The organism is Mycobacterium sp. 012931 (assembly GCF_000419295.1).
GTDB lineage: Bacteria > Actinomycetota > Actinomycetes > Mycobacteriales > Mycobacteriaceae > Mycobacterium > Mycobacterium marinum.
The window spans coordinates 5,639,055-5,653,967 of sequence record NZ_AOPX01000001.1; the positions used below are offsets into that span (position 1 = coordinate 5,639,055).

A 14,913-nucleotide genomic window follows, 5' to 3' on the forward strand; every position below is an offset into this window, starting at 1 on the left:
CACGCCCTCGGTCGCGACCCGCCGCGCCCGGCTCCGCCGCGCTCGCGATCGCTCCACGCCCTCGGTCGCGACCCGCCGCGCCCGTCCTACACTCGCGGGCATGCCCCACCAGCGCACGGAGCTCGTCCAGGTCACCGACAAGGTCCATCTCGCCCAAGGACCCGCGGTCAACTGGGTGCTGGTCACCGACGAGACCGGTGTCATGCTGATCGATGCCGGCTATCCCGGCGACCGCAACAACGTGCTGACGTCGCTGCGCACGCTGGGCTACGGCCCCGGCGACGTACGCGCGATCCTGCTGACTCACGCCCACATCGATCACCTGGGCACCGCGATCTGGTTCGCCGCCCAGCACGGCACCCCGGTGTACTGCGATGCCAACGAAGTCGGGCACGCCAAGCGCGAGTACCACGAGAGCGCCTCGCCGCTCGACGTCGTGTTGCGCAGTTGGCGCCCACGCACCGCGTTGTGGGGCATTCATCTGGTGTTTAGGGGCGGCCTACGGCGCGCCGGCGTTCCGAGCACGCAGGCCCTGAGCGCCGAAGTGGCTGCGGCCCTGCCAGGTCACCCGATACCCATTCCCACGCCGGGTCACACCAGCGGACATTGCTCATATCTGGTCGACGGCGTACTAGCCAGCGGCGACGCACTGATCACCGGTCATCCCATGCTGCGCCATCGGGGGCCCCAACTGCTACCGGCGGTGTTCAGCAAGGTCCAGGAAAGGTGCATCCGCAGCCTGTCCACGCTGGCCCAGGTGGAAGCAGACACCTTGGCGCCCGGCCATGGGAGCCTCTGGCGCGGGCCAATTCGGTTGGCCACAGAGGAGGCCCGGGCTCGCGCCCAACGCTGAGCCGGCGTCTGGGATCGCGCCCTTTACCCGGCGCGGATCAATCCAGAAATCCACCCGTGAAGCGCCGTCGTTGTCGCATCACTGGATGTGGTGATCATGTCGAAATGATCACCGGGGACTTCAACCACAGAGTAGGAAGCCTCTGCGGTGGCGACTCGCCAGCGATTGATCCGTTCTGCGCGCACCCGCTCGCAGGCAGCTGTTTCGTCCATCGCGATCATGTTGAGCAGCGGAACAGCCGACACGACGGGTTCCCAGGTACCAAAGAGCGCGGCGTAGCTTGCGGCAGCGGTCAACCGGGTCGCATTCAGTTGATCCAGCTCGCGGGCCATGCTGGTCACTCGCCGGGAAAAGAGGGCTCCCGTTTCGTTGACGCCGACCTGATCGGGGTTGTCGGCGTTCACGATCTGGCTCGGCAGATAGGTGTCGATGAGGGCGACTCCGAGCGGTGTCCGTTGGTGTCGCTCGGCCAGATAGGAGCCGAGGGCATGGGCCAACACCCCACCCGAGGAAGAGCCGGCCAGCACCAAATGCGGATGGTCGCCCACGGCATGAAGGATTGCCTGGGCGGCGCCTTCGAGAACCACCTCTCGGTCTTGGGGCAACGCGTCGTCGGGATCGAAACCAGGTAGCGAAAGAGCGTGGACTGAATGGCGGCCCGCCATCGCACGCGCAACATCGAGATACGCATGCGGACTGGACAGGACTGTCAAGGTGGGCAGGCACACCACGGCCACATCCGATCCGCCGCCCGCTAGTAGAACGACCTCTTTCCACTCCCGCTTGGGGACCGGCGTGGTCATCCGCTCGCGGCCGTTGGCCGCCAGCGCGACGATCTGCCAGCCGTCATCATCCCGACCCGCGTCGCACGTTTGAAGAAACAGGTCGGTGAGCGCATCGACTCGATCGAGTTCTGGCGTTGCACCGGTGGGGTTTTGGTGGTGTAGGTGCGATAGCAGGTGATCGGCTAGTTGGGTTGGGGTGGGGTAGTCGAAAGCGGTGGTGGCTGAAAGTGTTACCCCGGTCAGGGTCTTGAGCCGGTTACGTAACTCGACCGCGCTCAGCGAGGTGAGCCCGGCGTCGCTAAACGCCTGCCCGGCATCGAGCTGGGCTGCCCCGTCACGACCCAACACCGCCGCGGTGTGTTCACACACCATCGCCAGCACCGCCGCCTGCTGCTCGGCATCGGACAAACCCTGCAACCGGGCGGCAAACCCCTGGCCCACCGCCGCGCCAGCAGCCTCGTGGGCGCCCGGACCGGCCTCATCGGCGAGCACCTGCCCAACACAAACCTGCTGCCCCACCCCGAACCGATCGGCCAGCCAAAACCGTTCATGGGCAAAGGCATAGGTCGGCAACCCCACCCGCTGCCCACCACACCCGGCCAACACCGAAGCCCAATCCACACCCGCACCCCGGACAAACGCCTGCGCCACCGCGCCCACCACAGCGAAAGGCTCGGGCCGATCCTTACGCAACGTCGGCACCGCCACCACCGACACCTGCGCCAACGACTCCTCGATCAACGGCGTCAAACCACCGGCCGGCCCCACCTCAACAAACCGGGTAGCCCCCGCCGAATGCGCGAAACACACACTGTCGGCAAAACGCACCGCCTCCCGAATGTGGCGCACCCAATAATCAGCCGACCCGTAATCCTCAGCCACCAACTGACCGGTCACATTCGAGATCACCGGAATAGCCGGCCGCCCCGCATACACCTCATCAGCCACCGCCCGGAACTGCTCGAGCATCGGCTCCATCAACACCGAATGAAAAGCATGCGACACCGCAAGCCGACGCACCCGCCGCCCCTGAGCCGCCAACCGATCCACGACCACACTGACCGCCTCCCGGGCACCGGAAAGCACCACCGACCCCGGACCATTGACCGCGGCCACACTGACCTGCTCACCCAGCAACGGCCGCAGCTCCTGCTCACCAGCCTGCACCGCATACATCACCCCACCACCGGGCAACGCCTGCATCAACCGCCCCCGCATCACCACCAACAACGCCGCATCCGCTAAATCCAGCACCCCACTGACATGAGCAGCACTCAACTCCCCCACCGAATGGCCCATCACCAAACCCGGCCGCATCCCCCACGATTCCAACAACCGATACAGCGCCACCTCCACGGCAAACAACGCCGGCTGCGCAAACTCGGTGGTGTTCAACAGCTCCGCGTCAGCACCCCACACCACCTCACGCAACGGACGAGCCAAATGCCGATCCAACTCAGCAACCACCGCATCAAAAGCCGCAGCGAAAACCGGATACCCCGCACACGACTCCCGACCCATACCCAGCCACTGCGCACCCTGACCGGGAAACACGAAAACCGTCTTGCCCCCAGGCATCGCCACACCACTAGCCACCCCAACACCCGGACGGCCCTCAACCACCTCAGCCAACCCCGCCAACAACTCATCACGGCCCGCACCGACCACCACCGCCCGATGCTCAAACAACGACCGCGTCGTCACCAACGAATACCCAACATCCCCCGCATCAAGCTCCCGACCAGCCCGCACAAACTCCAACAACCGCCCCGCCTGAGCACCCACCCCCGCCGCCGTCCGCGCCGACACCACCCACGCCAACACACCCGGACCCACCTCAACAACCCGCTCAACAACCCGCTCAACAGCCTGCTCAACAATCACATGCGCATTCGTGCCACCAAAACCGAATGAGGACACCCCAGCCCGCCGCGGCCGCCCCACCACCGCCGGCCACTCCTGAAACTCTTCGACGACCGCAAGTCCCAATTCTGCGAACGGAATATTGGGGTTCGGAACCTCAAACGCGCCGCTGGGCAACAACTGTCCGCGCTGCAGCATCAAGACGGTCTTTATCAGGCCGGCGATTCCGGCTGCGCCTTCCAGATGCCCGATATTGGGCTTGATGCTGCCAATCATCAGGGGCTTGGCCGCCTGTCGCCCGCGGCCAAAGACTTGGCCTAGCGCGTGCGCCTCGATCCTGTCGCCCACCGATGTTCCGGTGCCGTGGGCTTCGACATAGTCGATTTCCGCGGGATCGATGTCGGCACACTTGCAGGCGCTATCAAGAACAGAAATCTGCGCTCTGGGATTGGGGGCCATGATCCCGTTGGACCGGCCATCCTGATTGACTGCCGAACCGGTCAGGACCGCCAGCACGGTTCGCCCGGCACGTCGCGCATCACTGAGACGTTCCAGGACGACAACGCCACACCCCTCACCGCGCACCATTCCGTCGGCTCGCGCGTCGAAAGCGCGGCAGGATCCGGTGGGCGACACCACGCCGGCTTCTTGAAATCCGCGCCATACTTCCGGCGAGATAAGAACGTTTGTTCCCGCCACGACGGCCAGGTCGCATTCCCCCGAAGCCAGGCTCTTGCGGGCCAGGTGTGCGGCGACCAGCGACGATGAGCAAGCCGTGTCGATAACGAGGGACGGCCCGTTCACGTCCAGGAAGTACGAAAGCCTGTTGGCGATGATGCTTGACGATCCACCCGTGTTGTCCCAAATGGTGGGCTTTCGCCCGCCGGGGAACAAGAGCCGCACATAGTCGGTCGACGAGACCCCGACAAATACCCCGGTGTGAGAAAGCTTCAATGTCTTGGGAAGAATCCCCGCGTGCTCCAGCGCGGCCCATGACGTCTCCAGCCGCAAGCGCTGCTGCGGATCCATCAGCGCGGCTTCATCCGGCGGAATGTCAAAGAACTTGTTGTCGAATCCTTCGACGTCTTCCAAGAAACAGCCATAGATCGTCTCTTGTTCGTCGCCGAGCCAGTCCGCCGCTGCCGCACCCAACCTGCGAGCCGGATATTCGGTGATTGCCGATTTCTTCTCGGCGAGAAAGTCCCATAGCGGCCCTACTCAGGGCTCCGGCGTTGTTGGTGGTCGGTGTGCCCGGCCGATTCCGAGGCGAGCCGAATGCTCCATGTAGTCGCACAACGACGGCGGCGAGCAATGCCGATTCGATTGTTGCATTTAATCCGAAGCGCGTCCTGTACGAAGTCACCGGCCCGCCAGGATCGTTGGCCACCATCAACTACCTGGACGCCGAGGCCCAACCACACGAAGTCACCAATACGGCGATACCGTGGTCGCTTACCGTCGTGACCACACTTTCAGCCGTCATCGCAAATGTGGTGGCGCGAAGCGACAGTACATCTTTGGGTTGTCGCATCACCGTCAATGGCGTGGTCCGCGCCGAACGGGAAGTCGAGTCATATAACGCTCATACAAGCTGCCTGGTGAAATCGGCATGAGTTCCTTGAATTCAACCGGGTACGTACTTGGCGCCGCCCGGTGGGTGCGGAGATTGTCGCTGCCGATCGTCTTGTTCTGGGTGGGGCTAGCCGTCCTCGTGAATGTCATCGCACCGCAACTGCAAGCGGTCGTCAAGGCGCGTTCGGTGGCGCTGGGGCCACACGACGCTCCGTCGCTACTCGCAATGAAGCGCATCGGCAAGAACTTTCAGCAATTCGAGTCCGACACCATAGCGATGGTGGTGTTGGAAGGGCAGCACGAATTGGGCGAGGACGCGCACCGCTACTACGACAGGCTCGTAGGCAAGCTGGCGCAAGACAAGATTCATGTCGAACATATCGATAACTTCTGGGGCGATACGCTCACCGCGGCCAGCTCGCAGAGCGCCGACGGCAAAGCCGCCTACGTCCAGCTTTATCTCGCCGGGGATCAGGGCGGCTCGCAAGCCAACGAGTCGGTCACCGCTGTGCAACGCATCATCGGCGACATGCCGCCGCCGCCCGGTATCAAGGCATATCTAACCGGCCCGGGCCCGCTAGGCGCCGATCGCGTCATCTACGGCGACCGAAGCCTGCAAGTGATTACCGGTATCAGCATCGCGGTGATCGCACTGATGTTGGCAATTACCTACCGCTCACTTTGGACGGTTCTTTTCACGCTACTGACGGTCGGGATTGAACTCATCACGGTCCGTGGCGTCATCGCGGTGCTTGCCACCAACGGACTGATGGTCCTGTCGACGTTTACCGTCAATGTCCTGGTGGCACTGGCGATAGCCGCATCAACGGACTACATCATCTTTCTGGTCGGCCGCTACCAGGAGGCGGTAGCTGCTGGCCAGGACCGAGAACTGGCCTACTACACCACGTTTCGCGGCACTGGTCACGTAGTCCTGACCTCGGGCCTGACCGTCGCCGGCGCGATGTACTGCCTGAGTTTCACCCGGCTTCCCTACTTTCAAACCCTCGCACTGCCGTGCTCGATAGGTCTGTTCGTGGTAGTCCTGGCTTCGCTGACCTTCGCGCCCGCCGTGATCGTGCTCACCAGCCGCTTCGGTGCGTTCGACCCCAAGCGCGCGACCACCACCCGCCGCTGGCGACGCATCGGCACCATCGTGGTCCGCTGGCCCGGCCCGGTGCTGGTGGCCACCCTGCTGATATCGCTGATCGGGTTGCTCGCCTTGCCCAAGTACGAGACCAATTACGACGAGCGCCATTACATCCCCGCCGAGGCACCCTCCAACATCGGCTACCGAGCGTCAGACCGGCATTTTCCACCAGCCCGCATGGAGCCAGAGCTTCTGATGGTCGAGGCAGACCACGACCTGCGCAACCCCACAGACATGCTGATCCTGGACAGAATCGCCAGAGGCATCTTCCACACCCCCGGCATCGCCCGAGTACAGGGCATCACCAGGCCGTTGGGTTCCCCCATCGAGCACAGTTCGATCCCGTTCCAGCTCAACATGCAAAGCGCGGTGACACTCGAGAACCTCAGCGACCTCAAAGAACGCGTCACCGATCTGTCCACGCTGACCGATCAGATTCAACGCATGATCGACATCACCCAGCGTCAGGAGTACCTAACCCGACAGCTCACCGAGGCAAACCACGACGTCACCGCTCATACCAGGCGGATGGAGCAGAACACCAACGAGTTCCGCGACCAGCTCGCGGACTTCGACGACACGTGGCGGCCGATTCGAAACTATCTGCACTGGGAACGCCATTGCTTCGATATCCCGATCTGCGCGTCGCTGCGGTCCCTGTTCGACGCCATCGACGGTGTCGACAAGCTCAGCGAGGACGTCGGCGGTATGGCTCGTGCCACGGATCGAATCGACATGATCCAGCCACAGCTGCTCGCGCAACTACCCCAGTTGATCGCCACGATGCAGACCGTCAAGACGCTTGCCTAAACCCTGGCCAGCACCTTCTCGGCACTGATCACTCAAATGGAGGACATGACCCGCAACTCGACCCAGATGGGCCAGGCACTGGACGGGTCAAAAAACGACGACTCCTTCTACCTGCCACCAGAAGCCTTCCAGAACCCAGACTTTCAGCGCGGACTGACGCTGTTCCTGTCCCCCGACGGCGCCTCGGCCAGATTCGTCATCACCCACATGGGTGATCCCGCCACCGCCGAAGGCATCTCACATATCGACAAGATCATGCTGGCCGCCGACGAGGCCGTGAAGGGAACACCGCTGCAGGCGGCTCACATCTACCTGGCCGGCACCGCGGCCACATTCAAGGACATCCACGAGGGCACCACGTATGACCTGATGATCGTGGTCGTTGCCGCGCTCTGCCTGATCTTCATCATCATGCTGGGCATCACCCGAAGCCCGGTCGCCTCCGCGGTCATCGTCGGCACAGTCGCCCTGTCGCTGGGCTCAGCGTTCGGGCTGTCCGTGCTCATCTGGCAACACATCCTGCATATGCCCTTGCACTGGCTCGTGCTACCGATGGCAATCATCGTCATGCTGGCCGTCGGTTCGGATTACAACCTGCTGTTGGTCGCCCGGTTTCGGGAGGAAATCGGTGCCGGCCTCAAAACCGGCATGATTCGATCGATGGCCAGCACCGGGCGCGTCGTCACCACCGCCGGCCTGGTCTTCGCTTTCACCATGGGCTCGATGCTGTTCAGCGATCTACGCGTGGTGGGCCAGATCGGAACCACGATCATGATCGGGCTGCTGTTCGACACCCTCGTCGTGCGGTCGTTCATGATGCCCGCCGTCGCAACGCTATTGGGCCGCTGGTTCTGGTGGCCACGCCCACTAGCTGGGCAAACCCGCAAGCCCCAGATGGTCTCGCAGCGTCTGACCGGTGTAGGCAGTGCGAAAGGCGCCGCGCTCCTGCAGTAGCGGCACCACCCGGTCGACGAATTCATCCAGACCGTGCGGTGTCAGATGTGGCACCAGGATGAACCCGTCACAGGCATCGGCCTGAACGTAGCGGTCGATCTCGTCGGCGATGTGCGAGGGGGTACCGACGAACTGCTGACGGCTGGTCACCGCGATGACCAGCTCACGGATCGAGAGGTTCTCGGCCTGGGAGCGCTCGCGGTACCGGCGGGCGACGGCGACCGGATCGGCATGGCGGACCCGCCCCTGACTGATGGCGGCATCGGCGATCGGGTCGATGTCGGGTAGTGGACCGTCCGGATCGTAATCGGAGAGATCACGACCCCATACCTGCTCGAGCATCGCGATCGCGGTCGCGCCACTGACCTGCTGGTAACTGATCTGGCGGGCCTTTCCCCCGCCTGGTCCGGGGTATCGCCGATGACAAAGGTTGCCGCCGGAAAAACCTTGAGCTGGTCGGGATCTCGCCCGTAGGACCGCGCCCGCCCTTTGACGTCGGCGTAGTAGCGTTGGCCGTCCCGCAATGACGAGTGCAGGGTGAACATGGCATCGGCATGCCTGGCGCCGAAAGCACGCCCCTGCTCGGAATCGCCGGCTTGCAACAACACCGGGTGCCCCTGCGGTCCCGCCGGCAGGGTGGCGAATCCACGCACCTCGAACTGCGGGCCCGAGTGTTCAACGCTGCGTATCCGCTCCGGATCAACGTAGTCGCCGTTCTCGATGTCGGCCAGCACCGCGCCGGGCGCCCAGCTGTCCCAGAACTTTCGGGCTACGGTCAAGAACTCCTCGGCCCGCTGGTAGCGGTCAGCATGATCGAGATAGCCGCCGCGCCGGAAGTTAGCCCCGGTGAATGCGTCCGATGAGGTGACGATGTTCCAGCCGGCGCGCCCCTCGGACAAGTGGTCCAGCGTCGCGAATTGCCTCGCCACTTCGAATGGTTCGTTGAAGGTGGTGTTGATCGTACCGGTCAGACCGATACGATCGGTGACCCCCGCCAGAGCCGCCAGCAAGGTAAAAGCATCGGGGCGTCCCACCACATCCAGGTCGTGGATTCGGCCACGGTGCTCACGCAGCCGCAGGCCCTCGGCCAAAAAGAAGAAGTCGAACAACCCGCGTTCGGCGGTACGGGCAAGGTGCACAAACGATTCGAACTCGATCTGACTGCCCGCGCCGGGATCGGCCCACACGGTGGTGTTATTGACGCCCGGGAAGTGGGCGGCCAGGTGAACCGGTTTGCGGATCATGACCACAGCCCCCAACGCCGTGCAATCAGCTCATGGGAACGAAGGCGGTCTTGGTGCCCGTGCGTTACCGAGGTCACGACGAGTTCGTCCGCGCCGGCGACCCGCTGTAAGGCCAGCATCCGCTCGGCAACCTCGTCCGGGTTACCGACGAATTGCGTCGCCAGTCGATCCGACACCACCGCAAGCTGGTCATCGGTCAGCGCGGCGCAATCGTCGGGATCCGGGTAGGGGGCTGCGCCGCCACCAGCCCGAATCGAATACACCCAGTGGCCGTAGCTGGATGCCAACCGCCGCGCGGTCGCGGAGTCTTGGGCAACAACGATGTCGGCCGACACGACGACGTATGGGCGCTGCAGCGCCGCCGACGGAACAAACGCATCGCGATAGGTCTCGATGGCTTCCAGCGCGGTGGCCGGGGTGAGATGATAGCTGGCCACGAAGGGCAGCCCCAGCGCGCCGGCGACCTGGGCGCTTCGCCCCTTGCTGCTGCCGAAGATCCACGGAGTAAGTGCCGCATTCTCACCCGGCACCGCATGTACGTCAAAACCCTCCGCCCGGTAGGTGCCGGCCAGCAGCGCGAGGATGTCGCCGACCTGCTCGGCGAAGTCGGGCGCGACGGCCTCGGGTTGCTGCAGGATCGCCATGGTGGCTTGGACCCGGCCGCCCGATAGCAACGTGCGCAGGTCGAACGGCGGCGGGATCACCACGCCATCGCTTTCCCGCCACTCCGGAGCAGGTTGTGGGGCACGGGATTTGGCTGGGTCCCTCGGCTTCACGCCGCGTCGCTGCGCCGATCGGCCAACGCCCAGGTCGATCCGTCCGGGATGGAAAGCATCAAGCATGCCGAAGCTCTCGACAACCGCGGCCCCAGTGGTATGGCTGAGTTGAACGGCCGCCGATCCCACCCGGATTCGATTGGTGGCCGCGGCGATTTGTCCGATCAGTACGGCCGGTGACGCACTGGCGACAGCCACAAAGTGGTGCTCGGCGACCCAAAAGCGGCGATAGCCCCACCGCTCGGCGTGCTGGGCCAGCTCGATGGTGTTGCGCAGCGCGGTCGCGGCGGTGCTGCCGGCGCTGATCGGTGACAGATCCAGGATGGACAGCGGGATCATCGGCTCACCGCCGCATAGCGGTTGGGCGCCGGGGGCAGGCCGAGTCGCTCCCGCAGTGTTTCGCCGTCCCGATAGCCGGTGCGGAAGCACCCGGCGCGCTGCAACAGCGGCACCACCTCATCGACAATGCCGGCCAGGTCGGTGGCGTTGACGGCGGGCCGCAATCGGGCTCCGTCGATGCCGAGGCGTTGCCAATCCAGCAGCATCTCGACCAACTCGGTGGGGCTGCCCGCCCAGACCAGCGCATCAGATCTGAAGTCGGCGCCATCATGCAACGAAACCACCACGTCAGCAAACACTTTCAGCGCCGCACCGGTTGCCCGCACTTCGCCGAGGATGCTGCGCAGCGAGTCTTCGTCGGTGGGCGTGATGAACACCACGTCGGCGCTGGCCGCGGCAAATTCGTAGATGGGCCCCGCGTGCGCCAGGGCAGCCACCACCGGCTGGCCTTGCGGTGGGCGCGGGGTTATCGAGGGGCCCTTGACCGAGAAGTATGTTCCGACGAAGTCGATGTAGTGCACCTTGTCCCGGTCGATGTATCGGCCGGTGGTCACATCGCGGATGACCGCGTCATCCTCCCAGCTGTCCCAGAGCTTGCGCACCACTTCGACAAAGTCGCGGGCCTCGCCGAAGGCCTCGGCGGATGACTCGCCGCGGCGCACAGTACGACGGCCGAACAGGGCCACTTCGTGCGTCGTTGCGCTGACCCGAGCCTGCCAGCCCGCCCGGCCGTGCGAGACATAGTCCAGAGTGGCAATGGCTTTGGAGATATGGAAGGGCTCGGTATGGGTTACCGTGGCCACCGGAATCAGCCCGATGTGCCGCGTCAGCGGGGCAATGCGGGCGGCCACCAGCACCGCGTCGGCGCGTCCCGCCAGCCGCTTGGGGTCGATCCGCTCGCGGCGGCCTGGCTGCGGCATCAAGGTGTCGTCGATGGTGAGGAAGTCGAGCAGCCCGCGTTCGGCTGTGATCGCCAGATCGGCCCAGTAGTCACCGCTAAGCACCGACCGGGTCTGTGCGTCGGCGGCCAACGTCGTTTGCCATGCCTGCGGGTGCCACCCGTACCCGTCCAGCGCCACGCCCAGATGCAGTGGGCGCGTCATGGCAGCGCCTTGCCGAACGCGATGGGCAGAACCGGGCCCTCCGAAGGCTGCGGTGCAGGCAGCCGGGTGTATCCGCAAGCCCGGTACAGCTCTTCGGCCTCCGGCTGACGATTGCCGGTCACCAGATAGACCTTCCGATAGCCGCGAGCGGCGATCTCGCCCTCCAACCTGGCCAGCAGTGCTCGAGCGTGTCCGCGGCGGCGATGTTCGCGGTGCGTCCAGATGCGCTTGAGTTCGGCCGTGTCAGGGTCATGTCGGCAAAATGCTCCGCCGGTGACCGGGCGCCCATCCCGCAGCCCGATCAGCATGCCGCCATCGGGCGGGGCGAACTCGAGCGCCGCGCCGTCCTGCAGCCAGGCCAGCACCGCGGGCTGCTCGACACCGTATCGCTGCGCGTATTCGGCGGCCAGTTCCGTCAGCAACGGCTGAGCCAGCGGATCCCCCAGGGCCACCGGGACAAATCGCAGCTCGACGGCTCCGGTTGGCTGGGTGGCTTCGGGCATCGGTTATCGCTCCAACGCTTTCACTCGCCGCTAGACCAGTAGCCGAGTGCGGGTGGCGACCAGGTCCATGGGTGGGCGCACCGCCCTGGCGGTAGCGCCGAAGATCGCGGTGATCTCGGCACCGGTGGCCGTACCCCGCTCCTCGCCCGTCCGAACCATCAGGCTCGGCTTCGTCAGGCGTCCGGGCGGTGTCGCAGCCTGAGCCCGACGACCGCCCGCCAGCCGAGCAACAGCACCGCGGTGACCGACGATGCCACTATGACGAAGCTGGTAGCCACACCCGCCGAACTGGCCTTGCGCAACACCATCCCGACGGTGACGGTGGATACCCACACGATCACTCCGGTTGGAGCCACGCTGGTAGGTCGGCGCCAGCCGCGCGCCACCAGCCAACCCAGGATGGTCCCGGTGAGAAACGGCCAAGCCGTGCTGGCAACGCCTCCGATGGTGACGCCTTCGGCATGACTGCGGCGACCGACGGCACAAAAAACCAGTACCCCGACGATGTCGGCGGCCAGCCAACCCAGCCAGGAGAGCCCGCGGCGTGGTTGCATGCAGCGAGACTACCGGGCCCAGGCAGGATTGAGTCATGAGCACCGAGACACCGCCCACCTTCGACCCGCACGACCCGCTCGGACTGGATGCTTCGCTATCCGACGACGAGATCGCGGTCCGCGACACCGTAAGAAAGTTCTGCGCCGAGCACATCACTGCCCATGTCGCCGAATGGTTCGAGAACGGGGACTTGCCCGCCGCGCGCGACCTGGCCAAGCAGCTAGGCGGACTGGGCCTGCTCGGAATGCATTTGCAGGGCTACGGCTGCGGCGGCGCGTCGGCCGTCCACTACGGCTTGGCGTGCCTGGAATTGGAAGCCGCCGATTCCGGGATCCGGTCGCTGGTTTCGGTGCAGGGATCGCTGGCAATGTTCGCGATCGCACACTTCGGCTCCGAGGAGCACAAGCAGCGGTGGTTGCCGCCCATGGCCGCCGGTGAGCTGATCGGCTGCTTCGGCCTGACCGAACCCGACGTCGGTTCCGACCCGGCCGCGATGAAAACCCGGGCGCGCCGCGATCGTTCGGATTGGGTGCTCAACGGCCGCAAGATGTGGATCACCAACGGCTCGATCGCCGACGTGGCGATCGTGTGGGCCGCCACCGAGGAGGGAATCCGCGGCTTCGTCGTGCCCACCGAAACGGCCGGCTTCGCCGCCAACACCATCCACCACAAACTGTCCCTGCGGGCATCGATCACCAGCGAGTTGGTCCTCGACGATGTGCGGTTGCCGGCCGAGGCGATGTTGCCCGGCGCGACCGGCGTCAGGGGACCGTTGACCTGCTTGTCGGAGGCTCGCTACGGAATCGTCTGGGGAGCGATGGGCGCGGCGCGTTCGGCCTGGCAATGCGCGTTGGACTACGCCAAAGAACGCACCCAATTCGGCCGTCCCATCGCCGGGTTTCAATTGACCCAGGCCAAGCTGGTCGACATGGCGGTCGAACTGCACAAGGGACAGCTCCTAGCGCTACAGCTCGGCCGCCTCAAAGACAGTGTCGGCCTGCGGCCCGAGCAGGTCAGCTTCGGCAAGCTCAACAACACCCGGGAGGCGATCAAGATCTGCCGGACCGCCCGAACCATACTGGGCGGCAACGGAATTTCGCTCGAATACCCGGTAATTCGGCACATGGTCAACCTGGAATCGGTATTGACCTACGAGGGCACACCCGAGATGCATCAGCTGGTGCTAGGGCAGGCTTTCACCGGTCTGGCCGCCTTCCGCTGAGCCGGTCCGCGATGACCTCCCGGCCCGACTACACACCCGAGCATCACCAGTTCCGGCAATTGGTCCGCGATTTCGTCCACCGCATCGTCGTCCCGGCCCACGAACCCGGGGAACGCCGGGGGCAGTGGGATCGGGCACTGTTCACCGAAGCCGCAAGGCTGGGGCTGCTGGGATTCTCGGTTGCGGAACGGTTCGGCGGACCGGGAGTGAACGACTTCCGCTACAACGCGATCGTCATCGACGAACTGCAGCGAGCCGGCGCCGCATCCGAAGCCATCGCCTTCACCCTGCAAAACGATGTCGTGCTGCCCTATCTCACCGACCTGACCACACTCGAACAGCAACAACGCTGGCTACCCGGCGTGGTGACCGGTGACACCGTGCTCGGCATCGCGATGACCGAACCCGGCGCCGGCAGCGACCTGGCCGGCATCCACACGACAGCGGTACGAGACGGTTCGCACTACGTTGTCAACGGCGCCAAGACATTCATCTCCAACGGTCAAAGCGGCGACCTGTTCGTCATCGCGGTGCGCACCTCACCGGAACGCCACCAGGGGCTCTCGCTGCTGGTGGTGGACGCAACCACACCGGGCTTTCACCGCGGCCGCAGTCTGGAGAAGATCGGCCTGCACGCCCAGGACACCAGCGAACTCAGTTTCACCGATATGCGGGTTCCCGTGGAGAACCTGTTGCAGAACGAGGGCATGGGGTTCTACCAGCTCATGCGGAACCTGCCGCAGGAGCGACTGGCCTTGGCAGTTGGCGCGGTCGCCGCCGCCGAAGGCATCTTGGCCGAGACTCTGGACTACGTGCGGCAGCGCAAAGCCTTCGGTTCGCCGATCACCAGCTTTCAGCACAGCCAGTTCCTGCTGGCCGAACTAGCCACTGAGATCGACATCGCCCGAACCTATCTCGATGACTGCCTGGCCCAACACCTCGCCGGCGAGCTGACCGCCGCCCGCGCGGCACGGCTGAAATGGTGGACCACCGAACTTCAGGTGCGTACCGCAGACCGCTGCCTACAACTGCATGGCGGCTACGCCTATATGCGGGAATACCGGGTGTCGCAAGCATTTGTCGATGCCCGCATCCAGGCCATCTACGGCGGCACCAACGAAATCATGAAGACCATCATCGCCAAGGACTTGGGTATCTGAATTACCCCGAAATCGGTGCGGTCG

The 14,913-nt window shown here is 64.7% G+C and carries 9 protein-coding genes and 3 pseudogenes; 5 read left to right on the forward strand and 7 right to left on the reverse strand.

All coding sequences use genetic code 11. The features are described from left to right. The first annotated feature begins 100 nt into the window (after nucleotides 1–100). Nucleotides 101–853 (forward strand): MBL fold metallo-hydrolase, encoded by a 753-nt coding sequence (locus tag MMSP_RS24710; RefSeq protein ID WP_011740723.1) that lies wholly within the window; start codon nucleotides 101–103, stop codon nucleotides 851–853. Between the two features lie 23 nt (nucleotides 854–876). On the opposite strand, the pseudogene MMSP_RS24715 reads toward MMSP_RS24710, so the two are convergent. Next, nucleotides 877–4,710, reverse strand: a pseudogene (locus tag MMSP_RS24715) (type I polyketide synthase); the annotation flags it as partial. 29 nt (nucleotides 4,711–4,739) lie between these two features. Here MMSP_RS24715 and MMSP_RS24720 point away from each other — a divergent pair. Together MMSP_RS24720 and MMSP_RS24725 are read left to right on the forward strand one after the other, a co-directional pair. Continuing rightward, nucleotides 4,740–5,114 (forward strand): MmpS family transport accessory protein, encoded by a 375-nt coding sequence (locus MMSP_RS24720; protein WP_084472704.1) that lies wholly within the window; start codon nucleotides 4,740–4,742, stop codon nucleotides 5,112–5,114. After that, nucleotides 5,111–7,987, forward strand: a pseudogene (locus MMSP_RS24725) (RND family transporter). The gene MMSP_RS24720 and the pseudogene MMSP_RS24725 overlap by 4 nt, the downstream one beginning before the upstream one ends. Here the strand turns inward: MMSP_RS24725 and MMSP_RS24730 are convergent. The 6 genes and pseudogenes from MMSP_RS24730 to MMSP_RS24750 all read right to left on the reverse strand — a co-directional run bounded on the left by MMSP_RS24730 (nucleotide 7,901) and on the right by MMSP_RS24750 (nucleotide 12,506). Next, nucleotides 7,901–9,231, reverse strand: a pseudogene (locus MMSP_RS24730) (NtaA/DmoA family FMN-dependent monooxygenase). The pseudogenes MMSP_RS24725 and MMSP_RS24730 overlap by 87 nt on opposite strands. After that, nucleotides 9,228–10,346, reverse strand: a complete 1,119-nt coding sequence (locus tag MMSP_RS24735) for an LLM class flavin-dependent oxidoreductase (RefSeq protein ID WP_015354390.1) — start codon at nucleotides 10,344–10,346, stop codon at nucleotides 9,228–9,230. The pseudogene MMSP_RS24730 and the gene MMSP_RS24735 overlap by 4 nt, the downstream one beginning before the upstream one ends. Continuing rightward, nucleotides 10,343–11,449, reverse strand: a complete 1,107-nt coding sequence (locus MMSP_RS24740; RefSeq protein ID WP_020788801.1) for an LLM class flavin-dependent oxidoreductase — start codon at nucleotides 11,447–11,449, stop codon at nucleotides 10,343–10,345. Before MMSP_RS24740 ends, MMSP_RS24735 begins: the two co-directional genes overlap by 4 nt. Beyond that, nucleotides 11,446–11,952 carry a GNAT family N-acetyltransferase gene (locus tag MMSP_RS24745; RefSeq protein WP_011740725.1) on the reverse strand — a complete coding sequence of 169 codons (507 nt, stop codon included), beginning with the start codon at nucleotides 11,950–11,952 and terminating at the stop codon, nucleotides 11,446–11,448. Before MMSP_RS24745 ends, MMSP_RS24740 begins: the two co-directional genes overlap by 4 nt. Nucleotides 11,953–11,982: 30 nt before the next feature. Beyond that, nucleotides 11,983–12,111, reverse strand: a complete 129-nt coding sequence (locus MMSP_RS29440) for a hypothetical protein (protein ID WP_015354388.1) — start codon at nucleotides 12,109–12,111, stop codon at nucleotides 11,983–11,985. Nucleotides 12,112–12,125: 14 nt separating this feature from the next. Further along, entirely contained in the window at nucleotides 12,126–12,506 is a 381-nt protein-coding gene (locus MMSP_RS24750) for a DUF3054 domain-containing protein (protein WP_011740726.1), read from the reverse strand. A gap of 35 nt (nucleotides 12,507–12,541) precedes the next feature. Here MMSP_RS24750 and MMSP_RS24755 point away from each other — a divergent pair, with 35 nt between their 5' ends. Continuing rightward, nucleotides 12,542–13,729 carry an acyl-CoA dehydrogenase family protein gene (locus tag MMSP_RS24755; protein ID WP_020788802.1) on the forward strand — a complete coding sequence of 396 codons (1,188 nt, stop codon included), beginning with the start codon at nucleotides 12,542–12,544 and terminating at the stop codon, nucleotides 13,727–13,729. 11 nt (nucleotides 13,730–13,740) lie between these two features. Then, a complete protein-coding gene (locus MMSP_RS24760) occupies nucleotides 13,741–14,889 on the forward strand; it encodes an acyl-CoA dehydrogenase family protein (protein ID WP_020788803.1) in 1,149 nt (382 codons plus the stop codon). Nucleotides 14,890–14,913: the final 24 nt, after the last annotated feature.